Source organism: Nonomuraea sp. MG754425 (assembly GCF_021699195.1).
Taxonomy (GTDB): domain Bacteria; phylum Actinomycetota; class Actinomycetes; order Streptosporangiales; family Streptosporangiaceae; genus Nonomuraea.
In genome coordinates this window covers 1-25,553 of the sequence record NZ_SSXE01000142.1, presented here as the reverse complement: position 1 = coordinate 25,553, position 25,553 = coordinate 1, and the positions used below count along the sequence as shown (strand labels likewise).

At 71.6% G+C, this 25,553-nt stretch carries 25 protein-coding genes; 14 read left to right on the top strand and 11 right to left on the bottom strand.

Annotated features, from left to right (window positions below):
• Window positions 1-269: 269 nt before the first annotated feature.
• From FAF44_RS37450 to FAF44_RS37440, 3 genes are all read right to left on the bottom strand, one after another.
• Window positions 270-1,013, bottom strand: a complete 744-nt coding sequence (locus FAF44_RS37450) for a CPBP family intramembrane glutamic endopeptidase (protein WP_237108099.1) — start codon at window positions 1,011-1,013, stop codon at window positions 270-272.
• A 161-nt stretch (window positions 1,014-1,174) separates the two neighbouring features.
• Window positions 1,175-1,432 carry a WhiB family transcriptional regulator gene (locus tag FAF44_RS37445; RefSeq protein WP_237108098.1) on the bottom strand — a complete coding sequence of 86 codons (258 nt, stop codon included), beginning with the start codon at window positions 1,430-1,432 and terminating at the stop codon, window positions 1,175-1,177.
• A 98-nt stretch (window positions 1,433-1,530) separates the two neighbouring features.
• Window positions 1,531-2,295: a neutral zinc metallopeptidase gene (locus tag FAF44_RS37440; RefSeq protein ID WP_237108097.1), complete on the bottom strand. Its 765-nt coding sequence runs from the start codon at window positions 2,293-2,295 to the stop codon at window positions 1,531-1,533.
• 593 nt (window positions 2,296-2,888) lie between these two features.
• On the opposite strand from FAF44_RS37440, the gene galE reads away from it, so the two are divergent.
• Window positions 2,889-3,890, top strand: coding sequence for a UDP-glucose 4-epimerase GalE (gene galE, locus FAF44_RS37435; protein WP_237108096.1), 1,002 nt, complete (start codon window positions 2,889-2,891; stop codon window positions 3,888-3,890).
• A 225-nt stretch (window positions 3,891-4,115) separates the two neighbouring features.
• Here the strand turns inward: galE and FAF44_RS37430 are convergent, their stop codons facing one another.
• On the bottom strand, window positions 4,116-4,991 hold the full coding sequence (locus tag FAF44_RS37430) for a hypothetical protein (RefSeq protein WP_237108095.1): 876 nt from the start codon (window positions 4,989-4,991) through the stop codon (window positions 4,116-4,118).
• A 91-nt stretch (window positions 4,992-5,082) separates the two neighbouring features.
• A complete protein-coding gene (locus tag FAF44_RS37425; RefSeq protein WP_237108094.1) occupies window positions 5,083-5,883 on the bottom strand; it encodes a hypothetical protein in 801 nt (266 codons plus the stop codon).
• Between the two features lie 279 nt (window positions 5,884-6,162).
• On the opposite strand from FAF44_RS37425, the gene sucC reads away from it, so the two are divergent.
• From sucC to FAF44_RS37410, 3 genes are all read left to right on the top strand, one after another.
• Window positions 6,163-7,344, top strand: a complete 1,182-nt coding sequence (gene sucC, locus FAF44_RS37420) for an ADP-forming succinate--CoA ligase subunit beta (RefSeq protein WP_237108093.1) — start codon at window positions 6,163-6,165, stop codon at window positions 7,342-7,344.
• Between the two features lie 3 nt (window positions 7,345-7,347).
• Entirely contained in the window at window positions 7,348-8,223 is an 876-nt protein-coding gene (gene sucD, locus FAF44_RS37415) for a succinate--CoA ligase subunit alpha (protein ID WP_237108092.1), read from the top strand.
• 349 nt (window positions 8,224-8,572) lie between these two features.
• Complete coding sequence (locus FAF44_RS37410; protein WP_237108091.1) at window positions 8,573-10,198, top strand: DUF6350 family protein; 1,626 nt, start codon at window positions 8,573-8,575, stop codon at window positions 10,196-10,198.
• Between the two features lie 35 nt (window positions 10,199-10,233).
• Here the strand turns inward: FAF44_RS37410 and FAF44_RS37405 are convergent, their stop codons facing one another.
• Entirely contained in the window at window positions 10,234-10,653 is a 420-nt protein-coding gene (locus FAF44_RS37405; RefSeq protein WP_237108090.1) for a hypothetical protein, read from the bottom strand.
• Window positions 10,654-10,727: 74 nt separating this feature from the next.
• Between FAF44_RS37405 and purN the strand changes: the two genes are divergently transcribed.
• The 3 genes from purN to FAF44_RS37390 all read left to right on the top strand — a co-directional run bounded on the left by purN (window position 10,728) and on the right by FAF44_RS37390 (window position 13,220).
• Window positions 10,728-11,357: a phosphoribosylglycinamide formyltransferase gene (gene purN, locus FAF44_RS37400; protein WP_237108089.1), complete on the top strand. Its 630-nt coding sequence runs from the start codon at window positions 10,728-10,730 to the stop codon at window positions 11,355-11,357.
• Window positions 11,354-12,907, top strand: a complete 1,554-nt coding sequence (gene purH, locus FAF44_RS37395) for a bifunctional phosphoribosylaminoimidazolecarboxamide formyltransferase/IMP cyclohydrolase (RefSeq protein WP_237108088.1) — start codon at window positions 11,354-11,356, stop codon at window positions 12,905-12,907. The genes purN and purH overlap by 4 nt, the downstream gene beginning before the upstream one ends.
• Window positions 12,908-13,037: 130 nt before the next feature.
• Window positions 13,038-13,220 (top strand): hypothetical protein, encoded by a 183-nt coding sequence (locus FAF44_RS37390; protein WP_237108086.1) that lies wholly within the window; start codon window positions 13,038-13,040, stop codon window positions 13,218-13,220.
• Window positions 13,221-13,239: 19 nt separating this feature from the next.
• Here FAF44_RS37390 and FAF44_RS37385 read toward each other — a convergent pair whose 3' ends face one another.
• Entirely contained in the window at window positions 13,240-14,274 is a 1,035-nt protein-coding gene (locus tag FAF44_RS37385; protein ID WP_237108084.1) for an ROK family protein, read from the bottom strand.
• 338 nt (window positions 14,275-14,612) lie between these two features.
• Here FAF44_RS37385 and FAF44_RS37380 point away from each other — a divergent pair, with 338 nt between their 5' ends.
• Window positions 14,613-15,479 carry a bifunctional methylenetetrahydrofolate dehydrogenase/methenyltetrahydrofolate cyclohydrolase gene (locus FAF44_RS37380; RefSeq protein WP_237108083.1) on the top strand — a complete coding sequence of 289 codons (867 nt, stop codon included), beginning with the start codon at window positions 14,613-14,615 and terminating at the stop codon, window positions 15,477-15,479.
• A 179-nt stretch (window positions 15,480-15,658) separates the two neighbouring features.
• On the opposite strand, the gene FAF44_RS37375 is transcribed toward FAF44_RS37380, so the two are convergent.
• On the bottom strand, window positions 15,659-16,042 hold the full coding sequence (locus FAF44_RS37375) for a DUF4440 domain-containing protein (RefSeq protein ID WP_237108082.1): 384 nt from the start codon (window positions 16,040-16,042) through the stop codon (window positions 15,659-15,661).
• Window positions 16,043-16,093: 51 nt separating this feature from the next.
• Between FAF44_RS37375 and FAF44_RS37370 the strand changes: the two genes are divergently transcribed.
• From FAF44_RS37370 to FAF44_RS37345, 6 genes are all read left to right on the top strand, one after another.
• Complete coding sequence (locus FAF44_RS37370; protein WP_237108081.1) at window positions 16,094-16,510, top strand: helix-turn-helix domain-containing protein; 417 nt, start codon at window positions 16,094-16,096, stop codon at window positions 16,508-16,510.
• A 90-nt stretch (window positions 16,511-16,600) separates the two neighbouring features.
• Window positions 16,601-17,341: an SDR family NAD(P)-dependent oxidoreductase gene (locus FAF44_RS37365; protein WP_237108080.1), complete on the top strand. Its 741-nt coding sequence runs from the start codon at window positions 16,601-16,603 to the stop codon at window positions 17,339-17,341.
• 32 nt (window positions 17,342-17,373) lie between these two features.
• A complete protein-coding gene (locus FAF44_RS37360) occupies window positions 17,374-18,678 on the top strand; it encodes an MFS transporter (protein WP_237108078.1) in 1,305 nt (434 codons plus the stop codon).
• Window positions 18,679-18,692: 14 nt separating this feature from the next.
• On the top strand, window positions 18,693-19,823 hold the full coding sequence (locus FAF44_RS37355) for a C45 family peptidase (protein ID WP_237108077.1): 1,131 nt from the start codon (window positions 18,693-18,695) through the stop codon (window positions 19,821-19,823).
• Window positions 19,816-20,646: a polysaccharide deacetylase gene (locus FAF44_RS37350; protein ID WP_237108076.1), complete on the top strand. Its 831-nt coding sequence runs from the start codon at window positions 19,816-19,818 to the stop codon at window positions 20,644-20,646. Before FAF44_RS37355 ends, FAF44_RS37350 begins: the two co-directional genes overlap by 8 nt.
• Window positions 20,610-21,371 carry an SDR family NAD(P)-dependent oxidoreductase gene (locus tag FAF44_RS37345; protein WP_237108074.1) on the top strand — a complete coding sequence of 254 codons (762 nt, stop codon included), beginning with the start codon at window positions 20,610-20,612 and terminating at the stop codon, window positions 21,369-21,371. The genes FAF44_RS37350 and FAF44_RS37345 overlap by 37 nt, the downstream gene beginning before the upstream one ends.
• Here FAF44_RS37345 and FAF44_RS37340 read toward each other — a convergent pair.
• The 3 genes from FAF44_RS37340 to FAF44_RS37330 form a co-directional block, all read right to left on the bottom strand.
• Entirely contained in the window at window positions 21,339-23,096 is a 1,758-nt protein-coding gene (locus tag FAF44_RS37340; protein WP_237108073.1) for an ABC transporter substrate-binding protein, read from the bottom strand. The genes FAF44_RS37345 and FAF44_RS37340 overlap by 33 nt on opposite strands.
• Window positions 23,097-23,122: 26 nt before the next feature.
• The gene (locus FAF44_RS37335) at window positions 23,123-24,583 is read right to left on the bottom strand and encodes an aldehyde dehydrogenase family protein (RefSeq protein ID WP_237108072.1); all 1,461 of its coding nucleotides are present in this window, start codon (window positions 24,581-24,583) and stop codon (window positions 23,123-23,125) included.
• 11 nt (window positions 24,584-24,594) lie between these two features.
• A partial coding sequence (locus FAF44_RS37330; RefSeq protein ID WP_237108071.1) for a thiamine pyrophosphate-dependent enzyme occupies window positions 24,595-25,553 on the bottom strand: 959 nt, incomplete at its 5' end.

Sequence of the window (25,553 nt, the reverse complement as noted above, 5' to 3'; positions counted from 1 at the left end):
GGATCGGTGGGAGCGTCACAACCGAGTGAACTGGCCCGGCACTTGGCGGTGGTTTCGCAGGGTGGGGAGTTCGCGTGCGTGGGAGGGTCCGGTTGGTGCGGCGGACTCCGTGGGCGTGACTGACCCTGGCGGGAAGGAGAAAACGGGTGGGGGCGTCGCCGCCGAGCGCGCGGAACCCGGCGGATGGGAGCAGCCTCAGCGAGCGCAGCCCGATGCCGCGACGCGGTTCATCGACGGTTCATCCTGACGTCGCCTGGTGGGGGCTGAGGTCAGCGGGCCGGAGCGGGCTTGTCGGGCAGAGCGTCGGTGGTAGCCGGAACGGCCTTGGGACCGTCCATCTTGGCCGCGACCCGGGCGAAGAGATACCCCAGCGAGTTGGTAGCCAGATGCAGCATGGCGGGAGTCAGCAGCCCACGATGCCGGCGCAGCTCACAGAACAGCACCCCGGCCGCCGCCGTGGACACCACACTGCCCACCACGACCCGCGCGGTATCCAGATGCCCAGGCGACTCACCTGCGGTCAGGGCGCCGAGCGCGGGATTGGCCCGGGCCATGTCGATGGAGGGCAGGATGTGCCAGAGCCCGAACAGCGTGGAGGAGACGGCTGTGGCCGCGACCGTGCCACGCCGCCGACGCACCATCGCGTACAGCGCTCCGCGAAAACCCACCTCCTCCAGCAACACCGTGCCGACTGGGACCTGAAGCAGTGCCTCCTCAAGGACACGAGCGCGCGAGAGCGACAGCGCACGCTCGTCGTGAAACAACGGCCGGGTACGCGGCAAGGCGATGCCGACCGTGTAAACACCGGCCACGGCCGCCGCCAGTGCACCCCCGGCAACGGCGCCCCGCCGGCCGTGCTCGAACCCGAGTTCCTCCCAGGACACGCCTGACCTGCGCGCCATCGCGACCAGCGCGGCCGTCGCGGCGGCGGAGGTCAGCGGCCCCAGGCGCGGGGCGATCTTGTTGTTGAGGATGTTGGCGGCGGTCAGAACGGCGATCGATCGCAGCAGCACCCTTGCAGGCTACGTCCCGCCCGACGCAGGCGGCACTCAACCGCCCACCCAGGCGTTCCACCCCAACCGACACCCACCACCGGCCGCACCCGACTCTCGCGATGCCTCCATTTGCGCGCCGCGATTCACCACGCTGTCGTTCCGCCGGTGGGGTGTGCAGGTCAGGAGGCGGCGGGACGGCGCCAGCCGTCGGGGAAGCGGGTGCGGCGGCGTTCTTCCGGTGTGAGGCCGCCCCAGATGCCTTCCGCCTCCCCGGCTCGTAAGGCGTAGGAGCGGCATTCCTCCAGCACCTGGCAGGTCGCGCAGACCGCCTTGGCACGGGACTCCTGCAAGGGCGTGGGCGCGAGGGGGAAGAAGAGGTCGGGGTCACTGGATCTGCACGCGCCCCGGCGCAGCCAGTTGATCTCCTCCAATGGCATGGCTCAACGGTAGAGCGAGGTCATGATCGGTAACATCCTCCTGCGGGTTGACCTGTCGATACATCCCCAGGTTCGATCGGCCGTGCGGACGTACGTCCTCAGCAGGCCCGCACCCCGCCCCGATATCCCTGCACGAACGACGCCTGTCGCTGCTCCGACGTCCCGTGCGCGGCCGGGTTGAGCCAGTCGTCCGTGGGGTCGCCCGCCGCCGCCAGGCTCACGAACAGCTCGTTCTCGTCCCCTTCCTCCGCCTTCAGCGCGCCCGAGCCGACCAGCCCGGACAGGGTGCCGCCCGCGTAGCAGTCGGCCTGCAGCTCAAGCTGGACGTTCAGCGTGAACTCGGTACGGAGCTGCGCCTGCACCGCGTGCCCGAACTCGTGCGGGATGATGATGTAGACCGACCCGTCGCCCATCTCGTTCCAGAGCCCTTCCATCCAGTCCTGGTCGTAGGCGATGAAGTGGCCGATCGGGCAGTAGAAGGCGTTGTTCGGGACAGCGGGCTGGTTGCCGCAGGCAGGACCGGCGTTCCCCGAGTAGGGGATGAAGTCGGCGATAGGGCGGTAGGCGCTGCCGAGCTGCTGGAACTGTTGCTTCCAGAATTCCTCCGTCAGCGTGCGGGCCGTGACGACGTCCTCTTGGAACGAGTCGGCCCCCTTCGTGTCCATGGACGGCAGGCCGACGACGCCGCAGGCCGTGGCCATGGTGACGGCGACCAGGGCGGCGACCAGGTTGGCGACCAGGTTGGCGACCAGGGCACGAGGACCTGGGATGGTTCGCGAGCGGGCACGCGAAGGGGCTCGGGAGGCGGCCCGGGAAGCGGGTGAGCCGGTCGGTGTCCTGGTGATCCGCCCAGCACCCGGCACGGTGGATGGCTCGCCATGCGGGCCCGCATGGGGGCCGGCGGTCGGTCCGGCATGCGGCCCGAAGATCGGCCCGAAGATCGGCCCGGCGGTCGGTCCGGTGGTCGGCTCGGAGGGTTGTTCCGCGTGTGATGCGGCGAGCGGTCGGGTGAGTGACCTGAACGGTGGTCTGGCGGCCGACCGGGTGAGCGGTGTGGCGAGTCGCCCGAGGAGTCGCCTGGCGAGCTGCCGGGCGGGCGAGTGCGGGGCGGCGGGGGGCAGAGCACGGGGCACGGGCTTGACACACTCCCAAGGTCGCAGGTCGTCTCAAACATCCCAGGTGTGTACGGATTCGTTGGTGCGCACGCGCTGTATGTACTCCAGTGTCATGCCCGTCAAAGCCCGGATATGACCACTGGCACGTCCCTGCCCATGGCAGGAAATGTCGCGCGCGAAAGCCGGCCAGGCCAGATCTCCGCCGTCATGTCACGTTGTCAGGGGATCCGTGTGCGGCCGGGTGTCGTCGGACGCGCCCTGCCGTTCCGCCCGGCAGCGGGTCTGGGCGAGTTATCCACAGGCATGCTCACGCGTACCGAGGGAGTGGCTAGGGTTCGGGGATGCGCGTTTTGATTACTGGCGGGGCGGGCTATATCGGCAGCACGATCGCGTCGGCGTGCCTCGACGCCGGGATCGACCCGGTGATTCTGGACAATCTCGTGACGGGACGACGGGAGTTCGCCGAGGGCCGGGTGTTCTACGAGGGGGATATCAGCGACGGCCCGCTGGTTGACAAGATATTTGCCGAAAATCCGGATATTGAGGCCGTTATCCACTGCGCGGCCCTCATCGTGGTCCCCGACTCCGTGGCCGACCCCCTCGGCTACTACCGCGCGAACGTCGCCAAGAGCCTGGACTTCGTCGACCACCTGCTCCGAAACGGCCGAAACAGCCGAAACGGACGCATCCGGATGATTTTCAGTTCCTCGGCGTCGATCTACCGCGCCGGCGCCGACCACACGGTGACCGAGGAGTCCCCGCTCGACCCCCAGAGCCCGTACGCGCGCACGAAGGCCGTCTGCGAGGGGATGTTCGCCGACATCGCCGCCGGCCTGCCCATCAAGATCCTCTCCTTGCGCTACTTCAACCCGATCGGCGCCGACCCCCAGATGCGCACGGGCCTGCAGCTCCGCCGTCCCAGCCACGCCCTGGGCAAGATGATCGAGGCGTATGAGGAGCGGGCCCCGTTCCGCATCACCGGCACCGGCTGGCCCACCAGCGACGGCACCGGCATCCGCGACTACATCCACGTCTGGGACCTGGCCGCCGCCCATGTGGCGGCGCTGCGCCGCTTCGACGACCTCGACACCGACGTGATCAACCTGGGCACCGGCGCGGGCACCACGGTCCGGGAACTGGCCGAGGCGTTCAACCGCGTCGTCGATCGGCCGATCGAACTCGTCGAGGCCCCGGCCCGTCCGGGCGACGTGGCCGGCGCCTACACGCGCAGCGACCGCGCCCACCGGCTGCTCGGCTGGCGCGCCCGCTACTCGATCGAGGAGGGGATCAGGCACTCGCTGGAGTGGGCGGGTCTCCGGGACACCCGGCTGAGTCTCACCTGACCGGTACCAGACCCCGGACCCTGGGGTTCGTGCCGATCGGGCCTGTCGCCGCTCTCTTCGATACCCGGGCCAGGCACACACGGACGCTCGCCCTCGTGCCGGAAGCCCGGTCTTCGCCTGCGTGCCGGGCGCCGGTGCTCGCCCGCGCCTCGGAAGGCGGGGCATCGGCGTCCCGGCCGAAGAAGGATCCTCTCCCGCCGGAGCCGGCGGGAGAGGGGGCCAGGGTCAGCCGGCCAGGTTGCCGAGGGGCAGGTCGAGGCTGGTGATGTCGTCCTCGCCGTCCGAGAACTTGGTGGCGACCTCGTCGGCGGGCGGGGCCTTGATCGACACCGCGGAGCCCCAGCCGGTGTAGCTGGTGTCCACGCTCACGGTCCCGCCGGAGACCCCCATCGCGGTCGCCGGGAAGGTCGACACGATCCGGGTGGGCAGGCCCGACTTGTTCACGGTGAGCCGCCAGGTGATGGCCGACTTCATCGCCTTGGCGGACGGCTTGGACAGCCAGGTGGCGCGCAGCCAGGGCGACGCCTTCCACAGGTCGCGGACCAGCGTCTTGCCGGCGTAGCCGCTGCCGGTGGTCTTGGCGCCCTTGAGCAGGGTCTTGATCGTGGCGGGCTCGGCCAGGTTCAGCGGCTGGCCGAAGGAGCCGAGCATGCCGCCGGTCGGGCCGTTCGCCGCCTTGAACCAGGTCTTGTCCTCGGGCAGCAGCGTCGTCCAGATGTTGCCGGAGATGTACGACGTGGTGCCGATCCGGATCGTGCGCTCGGGCTGGATCATCGCCTTGATCGTCGCCGCCGAGTCGGCCGCGTCGCCGCTCTCGTCGAGGCCCTCCAGGTCCTTCGACGAGATGTTCAGCTTGCCGGTGATGTCGGAGGCGGTGATCCCCGACCTGCCGAACTGCAGGGCGCCGGTGCGGCGGAGGAACACCCCACGCCCGTACTCGTTCGCCACGGTGGTGCGCTCGGTGAACTTCACGCCCTTGCCGGCGACGAACTGCTTCTTGACGGCGACCACCGGGTCCTTGGGCGCGGCGGCCAGCGCGGGCGTGGCGGTCACCAAGGCGGCGGACGCGGCTAACGCCACGCCGGTCAGGATTCGCTTCATGCGGAATTCCTTAGATGTCGAGAGGGGGTGATGGTGATGACCGGGGCCGGATCAGGTCCGGCCCCGGTCGGAGGGCTCGACGGGGCCGGGGTTACCGGGCCGTGCCGAGCGAGTTCAGCGAGCCGTTCGGGATCTCCTGCGGAACTTCCGTCTCGGCCCCGAGCTCGGTGAAGTCGATCACCGCGTCGGACGGCGGGGCCTTGACCGTGATCTTGGCGCCCCAGCCCGTGTAACGCGTGCTCACGTTGGCGGTGCTCTTGCCGAGGACGCCGAAGTCTATGACGTACTCGCTGCGGATCCCCGTGATGAGGCCCTTGGAGTTGACGCCGAGCGCATAGTTGATCTTGACCTTGCCCAGCGCCTTGTTGATCGGTTCGCCGTAGAGCTTGCCGAGCTCACCGAACGTGAGCGCGCCCCGGTACGTTCCACCCTTGAAGCTCTTGGCCTTCGAGACGAGGGTTTTGAGCACCTTGGAATCGAAGATGTCAAGCGGCTGGCTGGTGCTGCGCTGGCTCATGTCGTTGGGGTAGCGCACCCAAGTCTTACCTTCGGGCAAACCCTCGCTGTATATCCCACCCTGAGCGTACGAGTGTTTGCCGACGGTGATTGTCCGGGTCGGAGAGAGGCCGGCCAGTCCGCCCTTTGCGCGATACCGGAGGTCGGTTGCGACGATTCCCGACTTACCGAACTCCAGGGCCCCGGTCGTCGTCGACACCTGCGAGCCTGTGCCCAACCCGGACATGCGGGCCGTCTCCGAGACCCGTACGCCGTGCCCGGCCACGTACTGCTTCTTCAATGCCTTCGCCGGGTTCACGGGCGCGGCCTGCGCGGGTGCGGCGGCAATGATCGCGGCCGACGACGCGAGCGTCAGAACCGCGAGAATTCGCTTCATTCTGGTTTCCTTCGGCATTACAACGAGGAGCGGAGGCAAGCTTTCCATTGGAAGATCACGACCATATATCGAGTGGCAGGGTATATGGCGGCTAATTCATGCAATTTCCGTGCAGGTGCCGTCCTGGGGAAGTGAGATCACCGTCACATAGCGGAAGAACCTCGCCCCGGTGACCTGGGCAGGTCAAGCTTCGGGCTAGGCTTCACTGGCGGAAACGCCCGGCACGCACGGGTTGCCCGGGGCGTCGAACATCAGTCGGATAAGCAAGGACGGACCCTCGTGGACCTGTTCGAACATCAGGCGAAGGAGCTCTTCGCTGACTACGGCATCCCTGTGCCGCGCGGCATCGTCGCCCACACTGTGGAGGAGGCACGGTCGGCCGCCACTGAGCTGACCGGCCGCGTTGTCGTCAAGGCTCAGGTCAAGACCGGTGGCCGTGGAAAGGCCGGCGGCGTGAAGGTGGCCGACGACGCCGCCGACGCCGTCACCAAGGCCGAGGCCATTCTCGGCATGGACATCAAGGGCCACACGGTCCACAAGGTCCTCGTCGAGGAGGCCAGCGCGATCGCGGAGGAGTACTACTTCTCCTTCCTGCTCGACCGCGCCAACCGCACGTTCCTCGCGATCTGCTCCGCCGCGGGCGGCATGGACATCGAAGAGGTCGCGCACACCTCGCCGGAGAAGGTCGCCAAGGTGCCGGTCTCGGCGCTGACGGGCGTCGACCGCGCCAAGGCCCGCGAGATCGCGGTGGCCGGCGGCCTGCCGGAGAAGGCGGTCGACGGCGCCGCCGAGCTCATCGAGAAGCTCTGGTGCTGCTTCGTCGACGAGGACGCCACGCTCGTCGAGGTCAACCCCATGATCCTGTCCGCCGACGGCCAGGTGAAGGCCCTCGACGGCAAGGTCACCCTCGACGAGAACGCCGCCTTCCGCCAGGCCGACCACGAGGCGCTGGCCGACAAGGCGGCCGAGGACCCGCTCGAGGCCAAGGCCAAGGAGAAGGACCTCAACTACGTCAAGCTCGACGGCGACGTCGGCATCATCGGCAACGGCGCGGGCCTGGTCATGTCCACCCTCGACGTCGTCGCCTACGCCGGCGAGGCGTTCCCCGGCAAGCCGTCGCCCGCCAACTTCCTCGACATCGGCGGCGGCGCCTCGGCCGAGGTGATGGCCGCGGGCCTGGAGATCATCCTCTCCGACCCGAGCGTCAAGTCGATCTTCGTGAACGTCTTCGGCGGCATCACCGCCTGCGACGCCGTCGCCAACGGCATCGTCTCGGCGTTCAAGCTGCTGGAGAGCCGCGGCGAGGCCGTGACCCACCCGCTGGTGGTCCGTCTCGACGGCAACAACGCCCTGCTCGGGCGGCAGATCCTGGCCGACGCCGCGCTCCCGCGCGTCGAGCTGGTAGACACGATGGACGAAGCGGCCAAGCGCGCCGCCGAGCTCGCTGCGGTAGGTGCGTGACCCATGGCCATCTGGTTGACTGACAACAGCAAGATCATCGTCCAGGGCATGACCGGTGGTGAGGGCACCAAGCACACCCGCCGCATGCTCGCCTCGGGCGCCAAGGTCGTCGGCGGCGTCAACGCCCGCAAGGCCGGCACCACGCACGAGGGCCTGCCCGTGTTCGGGACGGTCAAGGAGGCGATCGAGCAGACCGGCGCCGACGTGTCGGTCGTGTTCGTGCCGCCGAAGTTCACCAAGGACGCGGTCAAGGAGGCCATCGACGCGGAGATCCCGCTCTGCGTCGTGATCACCGAGGGCGTGCCGGTGCACGACTCCACGGAGTTCTGGGCCTACGCCGTCGCCAACGGCAACAAGACCCGCATCATCGGCCCCAACTGCCCCGGCATCGCCTCGCCCGGCGCCTCCAACGCCGGCATCATCCCCGCCGACATCACCACCGCCGGCCGTATCGGCCTGGTCTCCAAGTCCGGCACGCTGACCTACCAGCTCATGTACGAGCTGCGTGACTTCGGCTTCTCGACGGCCGTGGGCATCGGCGGCGACCCCGTGATCGGCACCACGCACATCGACGCGCTGCAGGCCTTCCAGGAGGACCCCGGCACCGACGCGATCGTGATGATCGGCGAGATCGGCGGCGACGCCGAGGAGCGGGCCGCGGCCTACATCGAGCAGCACGTCAGCAAGCCGGTCGTGGCGTACGTGGCGGGCTTCACCGCCCCCGAGGGCAAGACGATGGGCCACGCCGGCGCCATCGTGTCCGGCTCCGCCGGCACCGCCCAGGCCAAGAAGGAGGCCCTGGAGAAGGTCGGCGTCCGCGTCGGCAAGACCCCCTCCGAGACGGCCCGCCTCATGCGCGAGATCATGCAGGCACGCTGACCCCACAGCGCGAAAAGCCCCGCGCGGCCCATCCGCGTGGGGCTTTCGTGCGTCCGGGAGAACCTCGCCCCTCCCGGACGGTTCACGGGTCGCCACGGAACCCGGCCCACTTCGCGTCGTGACGGCGGCGCGCCACTGACGGGTTCAGGCGGCGTCTCCCTGGAAGGGGGCGCGCCCGCGACGGCGGGTGGGGCAAGGTGGCTGTGCCGTAACGGATCGAACAAGGAGCATCGCGACGGATGGAAGAGCGGGCGCCGAGGCGGACGGACGGAGGAGCGCCGTGCGGGAAGTCAGGGGAGTACGGCGCGTCAACCAAGCTTTGGTTGGGAAAGATTGAGAAAATCGCCCTGTGACGGCGATCCTCGACCAGTTGCGTACAGCCCCCCGGTCGATGCTTGGCAAGCTCTCCGGCGACGACGACGAGACCAGGCGCCCACTACCGGTGTCGGGAATGCTGGCCGCTGTCTTCACGCTCGGCGTCGGCCTGGCCGCGCTCACCACGCTCACCCTGGTCGGCTGGATCGCGGCGCCGCGTGGCACGCTGGGCACCGGGCTGCCGGGGGTGTTCCGCACGGCGGCGCAGTTGTGGCTGGCCGCCCACCACGCCGGGTTCGCCATTCCGAGCGGGCGGGTCGGCCTGTTGCCGCTCGGGCTGATGTTCCTGCCCGCCGTGCTGCTCTACCGCGCGGGCCGATGGATGGCCCGCGACGCCGACCTGCGGCTGCGCCTGCCGGCCCGGTTGCCGAAGAACAGTCCCAGGGAGCAGGCCGGGGCGCGCCGCCGGGCCCAGCTCGTGCTGGTGGCGCAGGCCGGGGTGTCGCTGGCGGCCCCGTACGCGCTGCTCGCCGGCCTGATCGCGCTCGTGGCGAGCAACGAGATCACCCAGCCCTTCATCGGTGAGGCGCTGCTCAGCCACTTCCTGCTGGCGTTCCTGGCGGGCTCGCTGGCCACCGCGCGCATGATCGGGCCGTGGCGGGTGATGCTGCGGCTGCTGCCCGAGCGCGTGCGCGCCCTGACGGTCGGCACGGCGGTCGCCACGGCGCTGCTGCTCGTGGCCGGGTTCGTGCTCGTGCTGCTCGCCGTCGCGCTGAACTTCCGGCAGGTCGAGGAGCTGTCCGACGTGCTCTCGCCCGGGTTCGTGGGCGGCGTGCTGCTGGCGTTGCTGCAGCTTCTCTACGTGCTCAACGCCGTGGTGTGGGCCTTCTCCTACATCGCCGGGCCCGGGTTCGCGATCGGCGCGGACACCCTGGTGGCGCCCACGGGCGTGCAGCTCGGCACCGTGCCCAGCCTGCCGCTGCTGGGCGCGCTGCCGGAGAGCGGGCCGGTGCCGGCGTGGATGATGGCGGTGGTCGCCGTGCCGTTCGCGGCGGGGGCCGTGGCGGGCGTGATGGTGGCCAGGATCTCCCCGTCGCCGTCGTACGAGGCGGCGCCGCTGTGGGGGTTCCTCACCGGGGTCTCGACGGGGCTCGTGGCGGGTGTGCTGGCGGCGTTGTCCGGCGGGCCCATCGGCGGCGGGCGGCTGGCCACGGTCGGGCCCTCGCCCTGGGAGGTGGCGCTGTCGGTGGCGCTGGAGGTCGGCGTGGCCGCGGGCATCTCGGCCGGGGTGACCAACCTGCTGCTGCTCAACAAGCGCGCCCGGGTGCCGCTCGACAAGGCGGCGGCCCCCGTGCGCAAGGCGGGCGCCGCGCTGGCCAAGGCGGCCAGCAGGGTGGGGCTGGCGGAGTCGGATCCGCGTCCGCTGCCCGGCCACTGGATGGACGCCACGGAGGCCGACACCCAGGAGATCCCGGTCATCAGGGACGACTGGCAGGACGAGCACGCCTCAGCCGAGGCGGAGACCCTGGCCCAGGCGCGCCCGCGTCCGCAGGGCCCGCCGCCGGCCGCCCGGCCGCCGCGTAAGGACATCGTGGACGAGTCGGACGACCGCGGCGGCCATGTGATCTACGTCGATCCGTACGCCTGGGACCGCGACTGACTCCGGCCGCCCCGGGGGCGGGACGGCCGGAGCCGTCACGGCTGCATGGCGCCGAGAACTTCGAGCACGTCGGCCGGGAGCTTGCGCTCCGCGGCGTCCCTGAACTGGGTGAAGCACTCGCCCTGCGCCGAAACGGTGGTGGCGCCCTTCATGCACTCCTGGTAGGCGGAGTACTCGTCCATGAGGTAGAGCTGCATCGCCGTGGCCGCGGCCGACAGGGCCAGGGCGATCGAGGACACCGTGATGCCACCCACCGCCACGCCGGTGGGCCTGCCCTCCCCTCGCAGCAACGGCAGCGCGCGGACCCCGGCCATCAGCGCGAACAGCGCCATGACCAGCCCCGCGAGCGGCAACATGAACGTCATGGCCAGCGCTGCGATGGACAACCAGATCGCTCGGCGGCCCGCTGACTCCGCGGGCTGCTGGCCTGCCGGTGCCTTCACCGGTGTCGACACCTGACCTCCTCTGCGTCGCCGGACGATGAACAGATACCCTGTGACCCCCACCCTGTTTCCTCATTGGAGTGCGTGTGTCTAAGGCTGGGCGGCTCGTCGTCCTCGTCTCCGGCTCTGGAACCAACCTACAGGCCCTGCTGGACGCTTCCGCCGACCCGTCGTACGGCGCTCGGGTGGTAGCGGTCGGTGCCGACAGGGACGGCATCGAGGGTCTGGCTCGGGCTACCAGGGCGGATATCCCGACATTCGTCGAAAAAATGGGCGATTATGCGAAACGATCGGAATGGGATGCCGCCATCGCGGCCAAGATCGCTTCGTACGAGCCGGACCTGGTCGTGTCCGCGGGCTTCATGAAAATTTTGGGTACGCCGACGCTCGACGCGTTCCCCGTGCTGAACACCCATCCGGCGCTGCTGCCTTCGTTCCCCGGCGCGCACGGCGTGCGTGACGCGCTGGCCCACGGGGTCAAGGTGACCGGCTGCACGGTGATGCTGGCCGACGAGGGCGTCGACACGGGGCCGATCGTGGCCCAGACGGCGGTGCCCGTGCAGCCGGACGACGACGAGGCGGTCCTGCACGAGCGCATCAAGACGGTCGAACGCCGGCTGCTCGTCGAGACCGTCGGCCGGATGGCTCGCGAGGGCTGGACGGTCAGCGGGCGCAACGTCCGCATCGGCAACCACACAGGAGGGGAGACCACGTGACTCGCATCGCCATCCGGCGCGCGCTGATCGCTGTTTACGACAAGTCCGGGCTCGAGGAGCTGGCCAGAGCCCTCGACGGCGCCGGAGTGGAGATCGTCTCGACCGGCGGCACGGCCGCCGCGATCTCCTCCTCCGGGATCCCGGTGACGAAGGTGGAGCAGCTCACCGGCTTCCCCGAGTGCCTGGACGGGCGGGTCAAGACACTGCACCCGCGCGTGCACGCCGGGCTGCTGGCCGACATCACCAAGCCGCACCACCTGGCGCAGCTCGAAGAGCTGGAGATCGAGCCGTTCCAGCTCGTGGTGGTGAACCTGTATCCGTTCCAGGAGACGGTGGCCTCGGGGGCGTCCGACGAGGAGTGCGTCGAGCAGATCGACATCGGCGGCCCGGCCATGATCCGCGGCGCCGCCAAGAACCACAACACCTGCGCCGTCGTGGTGAACCCGAGCTTCTACGGCGACGTGCTCGACGCGCTGGCCGAGGGCGGCTTCACGCTGACCCAGCGGCGGCGGCTGGCGGGCGTCGCGTACGCGCACACGGCCTCGTACGACGTGGCGGTGGCGAACTGGTTCGCCGGCACGTACGTGGGGGGCGGCGAGGAGTTCCCCGACTTCGCCGGGACGGCGTACGAGCGTAAGGCCACCCTGCGCTACGGCGAGAACCCGCACCAGCGCGCGGCCCTCTACGCGGGCGGCACCGCCGGATCCGGCGGGCTGGCCGGGGCCGGGCAACTGCACGGCAAGGAGATGTCGTACAACAACTACCTCGACGCCGACGCCGCCTGGCGGGCCGCCTGGGACTTCTCCGAGCCCTGCGTGGCCATCATCAAGCACCAGAACCCGTGCGGCATCGCCGTCGGCGCCGACGTCGCCGACGCGCATCGCAAGGCGCACGCCTGTGACCCCGTCTCCGCGTACGGCGGCGTGATCGCCGTGAACCGGACGGTCACGGCGGAGCTGGCCAGGCAGATCTTCGAGGTGTTCACCGAGGTCGTCATCGCGCCCGGCTACGACGAAGAGGCCCTGGAGGTGCTGCGCGGCAAGAAGAGCCTGCGTCTGCTGGCCTGCCAGGAGGGCCCCTCGTCGCCGACCGAGTTCCGCAGGATCGACGGCGGCCTGCTCGTGCAGACCGTGGACCGCGTGGACGCGTCCGGCGACTCGGCGCAGCAGTGGGAGCTCAAGGCGGGCGAGCCCGTCTCGCCCGAGGTGCTGGCGGACCTGGAGTTCGCCTGGCGGGCCTGCCGCTCGGTGAAGTCGAACGCCATCCTGCTGGCCAGCGACGGCGCCACCGTGGGCGTCGGCATGGGCCAGGTGAACCGGGTCGACTCGTGCCGCCTGGCCGTCACCCGGGCGGGGGAGCGCGTGGCCGGCTCGGTGGCGGCCTCCGACGCGTTCTTCCCGTTCCCCGACGGGCTGGAGGTGCTGACGGAGGCCGGCGTGCGCGCGGTCGTGGAGCCCGGCGGCTCCATCAGGGACGAGCAGGTCATCGAGGCGGCGAAGAAGGCCGGCATCTCCCTGTACTTCACCGGGACCCGCCACTTCTTCCACTGATCGTCCAGGTGCTGTTGATAAAGGGTGACATGGTCAAACATGTCACCCTTTATCCGTTTTAGCGGCGAGCATTCGTGCGGCCGGGCTACCCTGAACTCCTTCCCCGCTCCTCGTCCCCCGGAGTTCCCCGATGGCGTTCGACGCGCTCCTGCAGGCATTCGTCACCATGAACGGCGTGGCCACCAACCCCTTCGTGCTCCTGGTCCTCGCCCTCGTCGGCGCCTACCTCGGCAGCCGCGTGGTGGAGGTCATCCCCTTCACCCGCCGCATCATCGAGCGCCGCGCGGCCCAGGCCGCGGCCGAACGCGACTAGAACGGACCGGCGGACGGCTTCAGGTGATCGGCGGGTTGGAGGTCCAGGCCAGCTTGGCGGCCCCGGCCAGGCTGGCGCGCACCCCCAGAGTGCTCTGCCGCACCTGGACCGCCTTGACGAAGGGCAGGCCGGTCACGTCGTCGAGCGCGCGTTCCAGCGGCTCGAAGAGCACCTCGCCCGCGGCCGACACGCCACCGCCGATGACCACCGCCGTGATCTCGACGGTGGCGGCCGTGGACGCGATCATGCCGGCCAGCGCCCTGGCGCCACGTTCGAAGGCGGCCACCGCGACGGGGTCTCCGGCGGCGGCATCCTGGGCGAGCGTCCGAGCATCCGCCCGCACCTCATGGCCCGGCTCCATCCCGCGCTCTGATCCCCGCCCCGGCCCCGGTGTGCGGCCCCGGCCCGCGACCGGCGGGCCTGGCGTGGCGTGCTCGGGACCGGCGTCATCCGCCTGGGCGCGGAACGTGCCGGGGGACCAGCCGTTCTCCAGGGCCCAGCGGGTCATGTTCGGGCCGCTGGAGTAGCGCTCGACGCAGCCCCGGCCGCCGCACTCGCAACGTTCGCCGTACGGGTCGATGCTCATGTGGCCGACGTGCCCGGCGTTTCCGGTCGGGCCGAGGAGCGGGACGCCGTCGATCACCAGGCCGCCGCCGATACCGGTCGACACGACGACGCCCAGCAACGACGCGCACCCGCGCCCGGCCCCGAGCCAGTGCTCCCCGAGCGCGAAGCACTGCGCGTCGCCGGCCAGCACGGTGGGGAGCACGGTCAGTTCGCGCACCTCGTCGCGCAGCGGGAACCCGCGCCAGCTCGGCATGTTCACCGGGCTCACGGTGCCCGAGAAGAGGTCTACGGGGCCCGCGCAGCCGATGCCGACCGCCTGCGGGGGCGGGCCGCCGTCGAGGACCTCCGCGATGAGGGCGGCCAGGGCGGACATGACCTCCGCACGAGGCGTCGGACGGGTGGCGCTGCGCAGCAGGGAACCGGCCTCGTCGACCAGCGCGGCGGCGAGCTTGGTTCCGCCGATGTCGATGGCGAGGACGCAGCTCATCAGCGCTCGTGGTGGTGGTCGGGCCGGCGGGGGCCACCGGGCTGCTCGACGGTGACACGCGGCACCTGGCGGGGCTCGTCACGAGTGCCGGCGAAAGGGCCGGTCGGCTCTGCGGACAGCAGGCGGAAAGGCAAGGGGGAACCTCCGTGCACGTGTTGCTGGCGCCCGTAACACTAAGCCCTTCCAAGATCAATGACAACGATGTCACCCCCAGCCTGTGGATAACTCGGCCCGGCTGCCTGGCGTCTGTGGATAACCGGCTCGGCACGCGCACCGGAACCGGCGTGTACGGAAGGTCCGGTGCGGAGAAGCCGGGCGGGCATGGAAGGATTGCGGGCATGAGCGCAGTGAAACTCGACGGCAAGGCGACCGCCGCCAAGATCAAGGCAGACCTCACCGATCGGGTGGCCGTGCTCAAGGAACGCGGCGTCATCCCCGGCCTGGGCACCGTGCTGGTGGGCGACGACCCCGGCAGCCAGATCTACGTCGCGGGCAAGCACCGCGACTGCGCCGAGGTGGGCATCGCCTCCATCCGCGTCGACCTGCCCGCGACCGCCTCCCAGGCCGACGTCGAGGCGGCCATCGACGAGCTGAACGCCTCACCCGCGTGCACGGGCTACATCGTCCAGCTCCCGCTGCCCAAGCACCTCGACACGATGGCCCTGATGGAGCGCATCGACCCGGCCAAGGACGCCGACGGCCTGCACCCGGTCAACCTCGGCCGGCTCGTCCACATGGTCGAGGCGCCGCTGCCCTGCACCCCGTACGGCATCGTGCTGCTCCTGCGGGAGTACGGCGTGCCGATCAAGGGGGCCGAGGTCGCCGTGGTGGGCCGGGGCATCACCGTGGGCCGCTCGCTCGGGCTGCTGCTGACCCGCCGCAGCGAGAACGCCACCGTGACCCTCTGCCACACCGGCACCCAGGACCTCGCCGCCCACGTGCGCCGGGCCGACATCGTGGTGGCGGCGGCCGGGGTGCCCGAGCTGATCACGAAGGACATGGTCAAGCCGGGCGCCGCCGTGCTCGACGTCGGGGTCTCCCGCATCAACGGCAAGATCGCCGGAGACGTCGCGCCCGATGTCGAGGAGGTCGCCGGCTACCTCACGCCCAACCCGGGCGGAGTCGGGCCGATGACCCGCGCCCTGCTGCTGTCCAACGTGGTGGAGGCCGCCGAGCGCCGCCTCGCCGGACAGCACACCGCCTAGGGAGCGGCCGAGCCGTCCGGGAAGGCGCCGAGGCGGTCATTCCGATCAAGGCGGGCCGACCACCCGGCTTCGAAGCCGGGCGACACCGCCGGACCGTACGTCAGGGGCGGCGCACGGAAAGGCGCGAGCGGATCTCCCGGGCAACCGTCGGGATCGGGCGACGCGACCCGTCACCCGACCTACCCAGCTCCGCCGAAAGGGTTGTCGATGACATATCGCCAGCGCCCGTCCTGACCGCGTCGGGCGACATCGGTGGCGGTGCCCTCGATGTGCACGGGCCGGCCGTCGCGGTCGGTGCCGTCGATGACCCAGTCGACGATCAGCAGGGCGAGATCGCCCGTGGTGTAGACGTGCCGGGGCCGGACCGTGATCGGCACCCCGAGCCCGACGAATCGGCTGTTGGCGGCGTGCGCCTCCGGCCCGACGAGCGGCGAGCCCGGCTCGGCGACGAACACCGCCCCGCTCTCGTAGACCTCCGCCACCGCCGCCACCTCCCCGCTGTTGAACCGTTCGGCGAACACCATGGGCACGTCCTCGGGACGTTCGGCGAGCTGTCGCATCATCGATACAGGTCCTTCCACCAGATGGACACGGCAACGCTAGGAGGCGCTCTCGTGACTCACCAAACGGTTGGTCAGCCGGGCCTGCCCGACGACCCTTGCGCGAACGTCGTCGAACCCACTCCCTCCTGCCCGGTGGAGATCACCCTCGCGGCCCTGCACGGCCGGTGGACGACGTTGGTGATCCGCGAGTTCCTGCACGGCGGCCGCACCTTCACCGAACTCCGCCGGGCCCTGCCCGCGCTGTCGGACAAGGTCCTGTCCGATCGGCTGGCCCATCTGACGGCGGCCGGCGTGCTCGATCGTCGCCGCGAATCCGGCTGGCCGCCCCGGGTGCACTACACGCTCACCCCGCACGGGCGCCGCCTCGGCCCCGTCCTCCAAGCGCTGTGGGACTGGGGCACGGAGCAGCTCCCATCGACAGAAACCGAAGGCGCCCCGCCGACTCGCGGTGCCTCCTCCGTCATTTGACGGAGGTTGCCGCCCGTTCGTCGTCCCAGGATGGTCTCCAAGGGCTCTGCCAGCACGAACGCCGGCGGAGCAGTCCCCGAGGAGGTGTCCATGGAGCTGGATGGGCTGGTCGCCGTCGTCACCGGCGGTGCCTCCGGGCTCGGCGCCGCCATCGTCGACGGGCTGGCGTCGCGGGGCGCGCGCGTCGTCTACGGCGACCTGCGCGCCCGTGAAGAGTCCGAGACTCCGGCCGGCGCGCGCTTCCACCCGCTGGACGTCCGCGACCAGCGTTCGTGGCAGGACCTGGCGGCCGAGGTGCGGGCCACGTACGGCCGGCTCGACGTGCTCGTCAACAACGCCGGCGTCAGCGCCCGCGCGGACCTGCTGACCACCACGGACGACGACTGGGACCGGATCCTCCGGACCAACCTGTGGGCCCCCTGGACGGGCATCCGCACGTTCGTCGAGGAGCTGACGGCCAGCCCGCGGGCCAGCGTCGTCAACATCGGCTCCATCTACGGCCAGATCCCGCCCCCGCCGCCGCCCGCGTTGCCGTCCTCGGTGGCCTACCAGGTCAGCAAGGCCGGCCTGCACATGCTGACGAGGACGGCCGCGGTGGAGCTGGCTCCGCGAGGCATCCGGGTCAACAGCGTCCTGCCGGGCGTCTTCGTCACCCCACTGCTCCAGGACCTGCCCGAGGAGCACCTGCGCCCGCGCGTGGAACGTGCTCCGATGGCCCGTCCCGGAGACCCGGCCGACGTGGCCGCGGCCGTCTGCTATCTGGCCTCCCCGGAGGCGTCGTTCGTCACGGGCGTCCTGCTGCCCGTGGACGGCGGATACACGGCGTCCTGAACCCCAACCCCCCCACGAAGTGAGAGGTCGCGATGAGCGGCGACAGCACCGCGCCGGCAACCACAGCCGGCGCCACCAGCTCGAAAGTGCGCGCCGTGGTGGCGGGCAGTTTCGGCAACGTCATGGAGAACTACGACAATCTGGTGTACGCCTATACGGCCGCCACCCTGGGCAAGCTGTTCTTCCCGGCCTCGGACGGCCTGGCGGGCACCCTGTACACCTTCGCCGTCTTCGCCGTCGGCTTCCTCATGCGCCCGCTGGGCGCGATCACGTTCGGGCACATCGGGGACAAGTTCGGCCGCCGGATCGCGCTGGTCGTCAGCGTGCTCATGATGGGCGCGGCCACGACCCTGATCGGCCTGCTGCCGACGTACGAGAGCATCGGCGTCCTGGCCCCGCTGCTGCTGGTGCTGCTGCGCATGGTGCAGGGCTTCTCGGTGGCGGGTGAGTGGGCGGGTTCGGCCGCGTTCCTGGTCGAGTACGCCCCGGCGGGCCGGCGCGGCTTCTTCGGCAGCTTCAACCAGGTTTCGACGGCGGGCGGGTTCCTGCTGGCCTCGGGCGTCGTGGCGCTGAACAACACGATCTTCACCGAGCAGCAGGTCCTGGAGGGCGCCTGGCGGGTGCCGTTCCTGCTGTCGGCGCTCACGGCCGTGGCGGCGTTGTGGCTCAGGTACGGCCTGGCCGAGACCCCGGCGTTCACCGAGGAGCAGGCCAAGGGCGAGACGGCGAAGAGCCCGCTGCGCGAGGGCCTGCGCACGCAGTTCCCCGGCATCCTGCGCGGCTTCGGGTTCACGATGTTGTGGACGGTCGCGTACTTCTTCTTCCTCACCTACCTGCCGACCTGGCTCACCGACGTGGCGGGCGTGGACGAGAGCGTGGCCCGCGTCTCGAACCTCGTCGGTCTCGTGACCCTGACCGTGTGCATCGCGGGCTTCGGCGCGCTGTCGGACCGGATCGGCCGCCGGCCGCTGCTGATCTCCGCCGCGATCGGCTTCCTGGTGCTGAGCTGGCCCGTCATGGCGCTCATCCAGAACGGCGGCGTGGCCGGCGTGTACGCGGGGCAGATCGCGATCGGGGTGATCCTGGCGATGTTCTCGGGCCCGGGTCCCGCCGCGCTGTCGGAGCTGTTCCCGACCAAGCTGCGCTACTCGACGATGTCCATCGGATACAACTTCGCGGTCATGGCCTTCGGCGGCACGGCTCCGTTCGTGGCCACCGGGCTGGTCCAGCTCACCGGCTCCGGGATGGCGACCGCCCTGCTGCCGATCGTCTCCGCCGCGGTCACGCTCTCCGTGCTGGTCGGCATGAAGGAGAGCGCCCACCGGAGCCTGCGCTGAGAGGGAGGCACACGATGACGAAGCTGATCGCGGTCGAGGGCACGTACGAGGAGATGGGCGCCGAGCTCGGCCGCCGCACGAGCGAACTGGTCGAGCGCAGCCTGCGGACCTACCTGCGGCGCTTCCGCGACGACGCGGGGCTCTCCGACGCGGACGTGCTGCGCTGGGGCGCGACCTACCTCGACGTGGCCCGGACGTACGACGCCCGCATCGCCGCCATGCTGGAGGGGCTCGCGGCCGGCGCGGGCCAGCGCATCGAGCACATCACCGCGCTGAACGCCCGCACCGAGATGTTGTACGGCACCGGCTACCGCGACGAGGGCTGCACCTCGGTGGCCGTGCTCCCCAAGCACACCCGGCAGGGCCACACCCTGCTGGCGCAGAACTGGGACTGGCACCCCGAGCAGGGCCCGGTCACGTTCCTGCTGGCGACCAGGGACAGCGAGGGTTTCACGGTCCTGACGCTGGCCGAGGCGGGCATGCTGGCCAAGTCGGGGCTCAACTCGGCGGGCCTGGGCGTGTGCGCGAACCTGCTGGTCTCCGACCGCGACACCGGCGGGGCCGGGGTTCCGTACCACTACCTGCTGCGCGGCGTGCTGCAGTCGCGCACGATGAGCCAGGCGCACCGCAAGGCGCTGGACGTGGTGCGCATCTCCTCCGGCAACCTGCTCATCGCGGACGCCGGGGGCGAGGCGATCGACCTGGAGGTGGCACCGGGCGTCTTCGGCACGCTGCTGCCGCAGGACGGCCTGATCACCCACTCCAACCACTTCCAGGCCCCGCTGCCGCTGGTGGACCGGAAGGCCACCACCTCGGCGCTGACCCTGCTGCGGCCCACCAGGGCCAGGCACCTGCTGGAGGACGCCGCCGCGGCCAGGACCCTGGAGCCGGCCGACATCGTCGCCGCGCTGCGCGACCACTACTCCTACCCCGACAGCATCTGCCGCCACGTGGATCCCGGCGTCGGCGCGGGCGAGGAGATCGCGTCGGTCTACTCGGTGGTGATGGACCTGACCGCCCGCGAGCTGTGCATCGCCGAGTACCCGCCCTGCGCCCGCCCGTACGAGCGGTGGCGCCTGGACGAGCTGTTCGCCGCCGGCGCCGAACCGGAGATCTGCTTCGACATCGAGGAGGACCATGCCTGACGACCGCTCGACGATCTGCCTCACGTTCGACTTCGACGCGATCTCGCTCTGGCTGGCGCGGGGGATGACCTCGCCCGGCCCGGTGTCGCGGGGCGAGTTCGGGGCGCACGCGGTGCCGCGGATCCTGCGGATGCTGCGGGAGCGCGGCATCACCGCCACGTTCTTCATCCCCGGGCACACGGTGGACACCTATCCCGCCGAGTGCGCCGCCATCGCGGAGGCGGGGCACGAGATCGCGCTGCACGGCTACGTCCACGAGCCGGTCTCCAGGCTCGACCGGGCCGGCGAGTTGGCGGCGGCGGTGCGGGCCCGCGAGTCGATCGTCCGGGTCACCGGCTACCAGCCCGTCGGCAACCGCACGCCGAGCTGGGACTTCACGCCTTCCACCGTGGACGTGCTGCTGGAACTCGGCTGCGAGTACGACTCCAGCCTCATGGCCACCGACTACACCCCTTACTACGCCAGGCGCGGCGACGTGGCCGACCCCGACGGCCCGTACCGGTTCGGCGAGCCGACCACGCTCGTCGAGCTGCCGGTGTCGTGGTCGCTGGACGACTACCCGCAGTTCGAGTACCTGCGCCTGGACAACGGCGTCATGCCGGGCCTGCGCGAGCCGGCGGCGGTGTTCCGCAACTTCCTCGACGACGTCGACTACATGCTGCGGGACGAGCCCGGCGGGGTGTGCGTCCTGACCTTCCATCCGCAGGTCATCGGGCGCGGGCACCGCATGCTGGGCCTGGAACGCTTCCTCGACGCCTGCCTGGAGCGTCCGCTGGCCTTCCGCACGTGCCTGGACGTGGCGCGGGCCTTCCGGGCGTCCTGATGCGGGCGCTGGTCATGGGCGCGGGCGGCGGGATCGGCTCGGCCCTGCGCGCGGCGCTGTCGGCGGCGGGGCACGAGGTGGTCGGGGTGGACTCGCCTCGGTCCGCCGTCCCGGTGGACATCGTGGCCGACCTGGCGGAGCCGGGCGCGGCGCGGGCGGCGGTGACGCGGGCGTGGGAGTCGTCCGGGCCGCTGGACGCTCTCCTGCACGTGGCCGGGGTGTTCCCGGCGCGGCGCGCGCTGGAGACGACCGAGGAGCTGTTCGACACGGTCATGGCGGTGAACACGCGCTCGGCGCTGATGGCCGCCACGGCGCTGGCCGAGCTGTGCGTACGGCACGGGCGCACCGCGTCCGTCGTCTTCACCAGTACGGGCGGGGCGCTGCGCCCGCGTCCGGGCACCACCGTCTACGCGGCCTCGAAGGCGGCCCTGGAGGCGGTGACCAGGGGGCTCGCGCTGGAGCTGGGCCCGCTGGGTGTGCGCGTCAACGCGGTCGCGCCGGGTTTCGTGGACGTCGGCTCGCCGCTGAGCCCCGTGCCCGACGCCTACGTGCAGGCCGTGCGGGCGGCGAGCCCGGCGGGCCGGGTGGCCACCCCCGACGACATCGTGCCCAGCCTGCTGTGGTTGTGCTCGCCCGACTCGGCCTGGGTGAACGGGCACGTGCTCGCCGCGGACGGCGGCGCGGGCCTCGGCTCACCCGCCATGCCCTCCTGGCTGGACCGGTAGCGGCCGGAACCGGTGCCGGGCCAGCTCGACGGGCGCGATGACCCGGCTCTTGCCGTCCTGCACCTGGTGGACGAGGTGGGCGTGGGCGAGCGAGGCGTCGTAGGTGTCGTCCGGGTAGACGAGGGCGCGCTGGCCGCGTCCGCCGAAGTAGTACGGCCCGGCGGCGCCCCGGTGCACGTTCTCCCGCAGTGACCGCACGACCGCGCCGAAGTCCCACGGCCGCCCGGCCGCGGCCCAGGCCCCGGCCAGCATGTGGATCATGTCGTAGTGGATGGCGGCGCTGCCGCTGCCCGGTTCGTCCCCGTAGGCGCGCCGGTAGCGTTCCATGAACCTGGCGCTGACGGGGTCGCCGTACGTCCCGATGACGGTGGACCACAGCAGCCCCTCCGCGAGCCCTTCCATGCGCTCCTCGAAGCGGGGGATCGTGGGCGTCCACACGGTGTGGACGAGCGCGCGGGAGCCGGTCTTGCGCAGTTCCCGCAGGAACAGCCGCAGTTCGTCCTCGATGTACGTGCACACCAGCACGGCGGCCGGGTCGCGGGCCTGCACGGCGGCGACGACCGACGGCCAGGGCACGCCCGTGTCCGGGACCTGCACCATGGCGGTCAGCTCCCAGCCGCCGGCCGCGGCCAGCCGGTCGAGCCCGGACGCCTGCACGGGGTCGAAGCCTTCGGCGCGCACCACGGCGACCACCCGCCGGTTGTCCGGCTGCCACTGGCCGGAGGTCGCCAGCAGATCCAACGTCCTGAAAAATCCAGACATGTAGGCGTTTTCCGTCGCGCACACCTGGAACGTCTGCCCGAGCACGCCCGGATTGTCATGGACGTGCTCCGCGATCGACGGCGTGACCATGGAGTGCAGGAGCGGCGCCCGGTACTCGGCGGCCCGCGTGATCGCGCCGAGGTGGCACCGCGGGCTGACGTTGCCCAGCGTGATGGCGTCCACGTCGTGCGAGCGCAGGTAGTCCAGGGCCCGCAGCAGGTCGGCGTCGGTGTCGCCGGACACCTCGATGGCCAGGTGGTCGATCCGCCGCCCGGCCACGCCGCCCCGCGCGTTCAACTCGTCCACGGCGATGGCCGCGCCGCGCCGCATGGCCAGCGCGTCGAACCGGCGCGGGCCCTCCAGCGGGTAGATCGCCCCCAGCCGGATGGGCCGCCGCCGCGCCTCGCCGCGCGGCACGACCGCCCGCCAGACGCCGCGGTCCTCGCGCAGATGCCGGCCGGTCTCCTCGCGTGCCTCCTCGCGGGCCTCGTCGGGCTCGGCGAACGGCGCGAGCAGCGCCTCCTCGGCCATGGCCAGCGCCGCGGCCGCCGCCCGCGTCGGCGCGCCCAGCTTGGCCAGCACGTTCTCGACGTGCGTGGCCACGGTACGGGTCCCGCACCCCACCCGGGCGGCCGTCTCCGGGTTCGTCATGCCGACGGCCACGCACGTCAGCACCTCGTGCTCACGCTGGGTCAGCCCCCACGGGGCCAGGCAGCGCTGGGCCTCCAGCCCGGTCACGGGCCCGCGCTCGGTGTCGTGGCTCTCGACGGTCACCCGGTAGAGGTGGCGGTCGGCGCCCCGCCAGTAGTAACGCAGCGTCCCCTCGCCGGCGGCCCGCCTGGCGTGGCCGACGAGGGGCCGGTTGTCGGCGAAGAACGCGCCGGCGCCGGTGAGCACGCGCTGACCGGCGTCCACCGTGAGCCTGGCCCGGTACGCGGGCTCGGCTTCCAGACGTTTCCCCATTCAGTGACGATACCGGGCGAAACTGATTAGAAGGGATATCGAGCGATGTCACCCTGCATGGTGACCCACTGCGTCTCGGTGAAGGCGGCGGCGTTGGCCCCGCTCCCGCCGAAGCGCGCGCCCGTCCCCGACGCGCCCAGCCCGCCGAACGGGGCCACGGCCTCGTCGTCCACCGTCTGGTCGTTGATGTGCACGATGCCCGTCGGCACCAGGTCGGCCAGGGCCAGGCCCTTCATCACGTCCCGCGTCAGGATCCCCAGCGACAGCCCGTACTCCGAGCCGGCGGCCAGCGCCGCCGCCTCCTCCAGCGAGCCGAACGTCGTCACGGGGGCCACCGGCCCGAACACCTCCTCCGCGTACGCGGGCGCGTCCACCGGCACCTCCGCCAGCACCGTCGGCCGGTAGAACAGCCCCTCGTACGTCCCGCCCGCCGCCAGCCGCGCCCCGGCCGACACGCTCTGCGTGACCAGCCGGTGCACCCGGTCGCGCTGCCCCGCGTCGATGAGCGGGCCGAGCGCGACCGGCCCGGTGGCCGGGTCGCCGACGGCCAGATCGGCGGCCCTGGCGGCCAGCCGCTCCACGTACTCCCCGGCCACGGCCTCGTGCACCAGGTGCCGTCCGGACGTCATGCAGATCTGCCCCTGGTGGAAGAACGACGCCCACGCGCCCGCCGAGACCGCCGGTTCGAGGTCGGCGTCGTCGAAGACGACCAGCGCCGAGTTGCCGCCCAGCTCCAGGTGCACCCGCTTGAGCGAGCGCGCCGCCAGCTCCCCGACCGCGCGCCCGGCGGCGGTGGAGCCGGTGAAGGAGATCACCGGGATGCCCGGGTCGGCGACCAGCGCCCGGCCGGTGTCCGCGCCGCCCGGCAGCACGTGCAGCAGGCCCGCGGGCAGCCCGGCCTCCTCGAAGACGCGGGCGACGGCGTACCCGCCGCAGACGGCGGTGCGCTGGTCCGGCTTGACCACGACCGCGTTGCCCAGCGCCAGCGCCGGTGCGACGGACCTGATGCCGAGGATGAGCGGGAAGTTGAACGGCGCGATCACCCCCACGACGCCGACCGGCACCCGCCGCGCGAAACTGAGCCGCCTGCGCGCCGTCGGCAGCAGCTCGCCGAGCGGCTGCGAGGCCAGCGCCGCCGCCTCGTAACACTCCTGCGCCGCCACGTGCGTCTCGAAGGCCGCCTTGCCCGGTACCCCGCCGGACTCGCGCACGATCCAGTCCTGGATCTCCTGCGCGTGCTCCTCGAACAGCCGCCCGGCCCGCCGCAGCAGCGCGGCCCGCTCCTCGTACGGGGTCGCGGCCCAGGCCCGCTGCTCCCGCCGGGCCCGCGCCGCCGAGGCCGCCACGTCCTCGGGGCCCGCCACGCCCGCCCGGCCCAGCTCGTTCCCGGTCGCCGGCTCGACGACGGGGGCGTCACCGGCCCGCGCGGCCGTCCAGCCGCCGTCGAAGACCGATCCCGTCCAGATCCCGGGGTCCAGAAACGTCATGGTGCGCCTCCTCAGGGGTGGAACTCCGGATCCACGCTCACGGCCACGTCGAGCAGCAGGGGACTCGTGCGGGTCGCGAGCGTGGGCAGGACGTCGTCGAGGGTCCCGGTCAGCCCGGCATAGGAGTCCACCCGCACGGCGGGACAACCGAGCGACCTGGCCAGGCCGCCTATGTCCACCTCGGTGAACGGCGGCCACGGGGGCGGGCCGCCGCCGTGCCTGTCGGCCAGCCGGTCCATGACCGCGTACCGGCCGTTGGCCAGCACGACGAACAGCGCGCCCACCCCGTAGTGCGCGGCGCTCCAGAGGGCGTGCAGCCCGTACAGGGCCGAGCCGTCGCCCACGACCGCGACGACCGGCCGCTGCGGCAGCGCCATCCGCAGGCCCACGGCGGCCGGCACCGCGAAGCCGAGCCCGCCCATGGCCGCCGAGACGAAGCCCAGCGACGTCCTGGCGGGCACCAGCCGGTGCAGGTCGGGACGGGAGGACGGCGTCTCCTCGATGAGCGCGGCGTCACGGGGCAGCCGCCCGGCCAGCTCGTACAGCACGTCCGCGGGACGCAGCGGCCCCGTCCCGCCCGGCTCGTGGCCGGGACGGCGCGGCCACGAGCCGGGACGCGGCGACTGCGGCAGGAGCTCGGCCAGACGGGCGCAGACGACCGCGGGCGAGGCGAGGTAGGCCAGGTCGGCCGGGCCGCGATGCGCCACCGAGGGATCGTCCGTCACCAGCGCGACCACGGTGCCGGGCGGCACCAGCGGCCCCGGCGCGTACGGGTACTGGCGGAACACCGGCGCGCCCACCGCCAGCACCACGTCGTGGGCCCCGAGCCGCTCCCGCAGCCCCGCCCGGTCGGCGGGCAGCACCCCCGCGTACTGCGGGTGGTCCTGGGGGAACCCGGCCCGCCCGCCGAACGACTCCTGGTACACCGGGCACGCCAGCCGCTCGGCCAGCGCCACCAGCGCGTCCCACC

Coding starts and splice junctions, on each gene's coding strand:
- FAF44_RS37365 (WP_237108080.1), top strand. CDS start 16,601: ATGGAGCTGGATGGGCTGGTCGCCGTCGTCACCGGCGGTGCCTCCGGG.
- FAF44_RS37430 (WP_237108095.1), bottom strand. CDS start 4,991: ATGAAGCGAATCCTGACCGGCGTGGCGTTAGCCGCGTCCGCCGCCTTG.
- FAF44_RS37355 (WP_237108077.1), top strand. CDS start 18,693: ATGACGAAGCTGATCGCGGTCGAGGGCACGTACGAGGAGATGGGCGCC.
- FAF44_RS37340 (WP_237108073.1), bottom strand. CDS start 23,096: ATGGGGAAACGTCTGGAAGCCGAGCCCGCGTACCGGGCCAGGCTCACG.
- FAF44_RS37360 (WP_237108078.1), top strand. CDS start 17,374: ATGAGCGGCGACAGCACCGCGCCGGCAACCACAGCCGGCGCCACCAGC.
- FAF44_RS37445 (WP_237108098.1), bottom strand. CDS start 1,432: ATGCCATTGGAGGAGATCAACTGGCTGCGCCGGGGCGCGTGCAGATCC.
- sucD (WP_237108092.1), top strand. CDS start 7,348: ATGGCCATCTGGTTGACTGACAACAGCAAGATCATCGTCCAGGGCATG.
- FAF44_RS37380 (WP_237108083.1), top strand. CDS start 14,613: ATGAGCGCAGTGAAACTCGACGGCAAGGCGACCGCCGCCAAGATCAAG.
- FAF44_RS37390 (WP_237108086.1), top strand. CDS start 13,038: ATGGCGTTCGACGCGCTCCTGCAGGCATTCGTCACCATGAACGGCGTG.
- galE (WP_237108096.1), top strand. CDS start 2,889: ATGCGCGTTTTGATTACTGGCGGGGCGGGCTATATCGGCAGCACGATC.
- FAF44_RS37425 (WP_237108094.1), bottom strand. CDS start 5,883: ATGAAGCGAATTCTCGCGGTTCTGACGCTCGCGTCGTCGGCCGCGATC.
- FAF44_RS37375 (WP_237108082.1), bottom strand. CDS start 16,042: ATGATGCGACAGCTCGCCGAACGTCCCGAGGACGTGCCCATGGTGTTC.
- FAF44_RS37350 (WP_237108076.1), top strand. CDS start 19,816: ATGCCTGACGACCGCTCGACGATCTGCCTCACGTTCGACTTCGACGCG.
- FAF44_RS37385 (WP_237108084.1), bottom strand. CDS start 14,274: ATGAGCTGCGTCCTCGCCATCGACATCGGCGGAACCAAGCTCGCCGCC.
- FAF44_RS37335 (WP_237108072.1), bottom strand. CDS start 24,583: ATGACGTTTCTGGACCCCGGGATCTGGACGGGATCGGTCTTCGACGGC.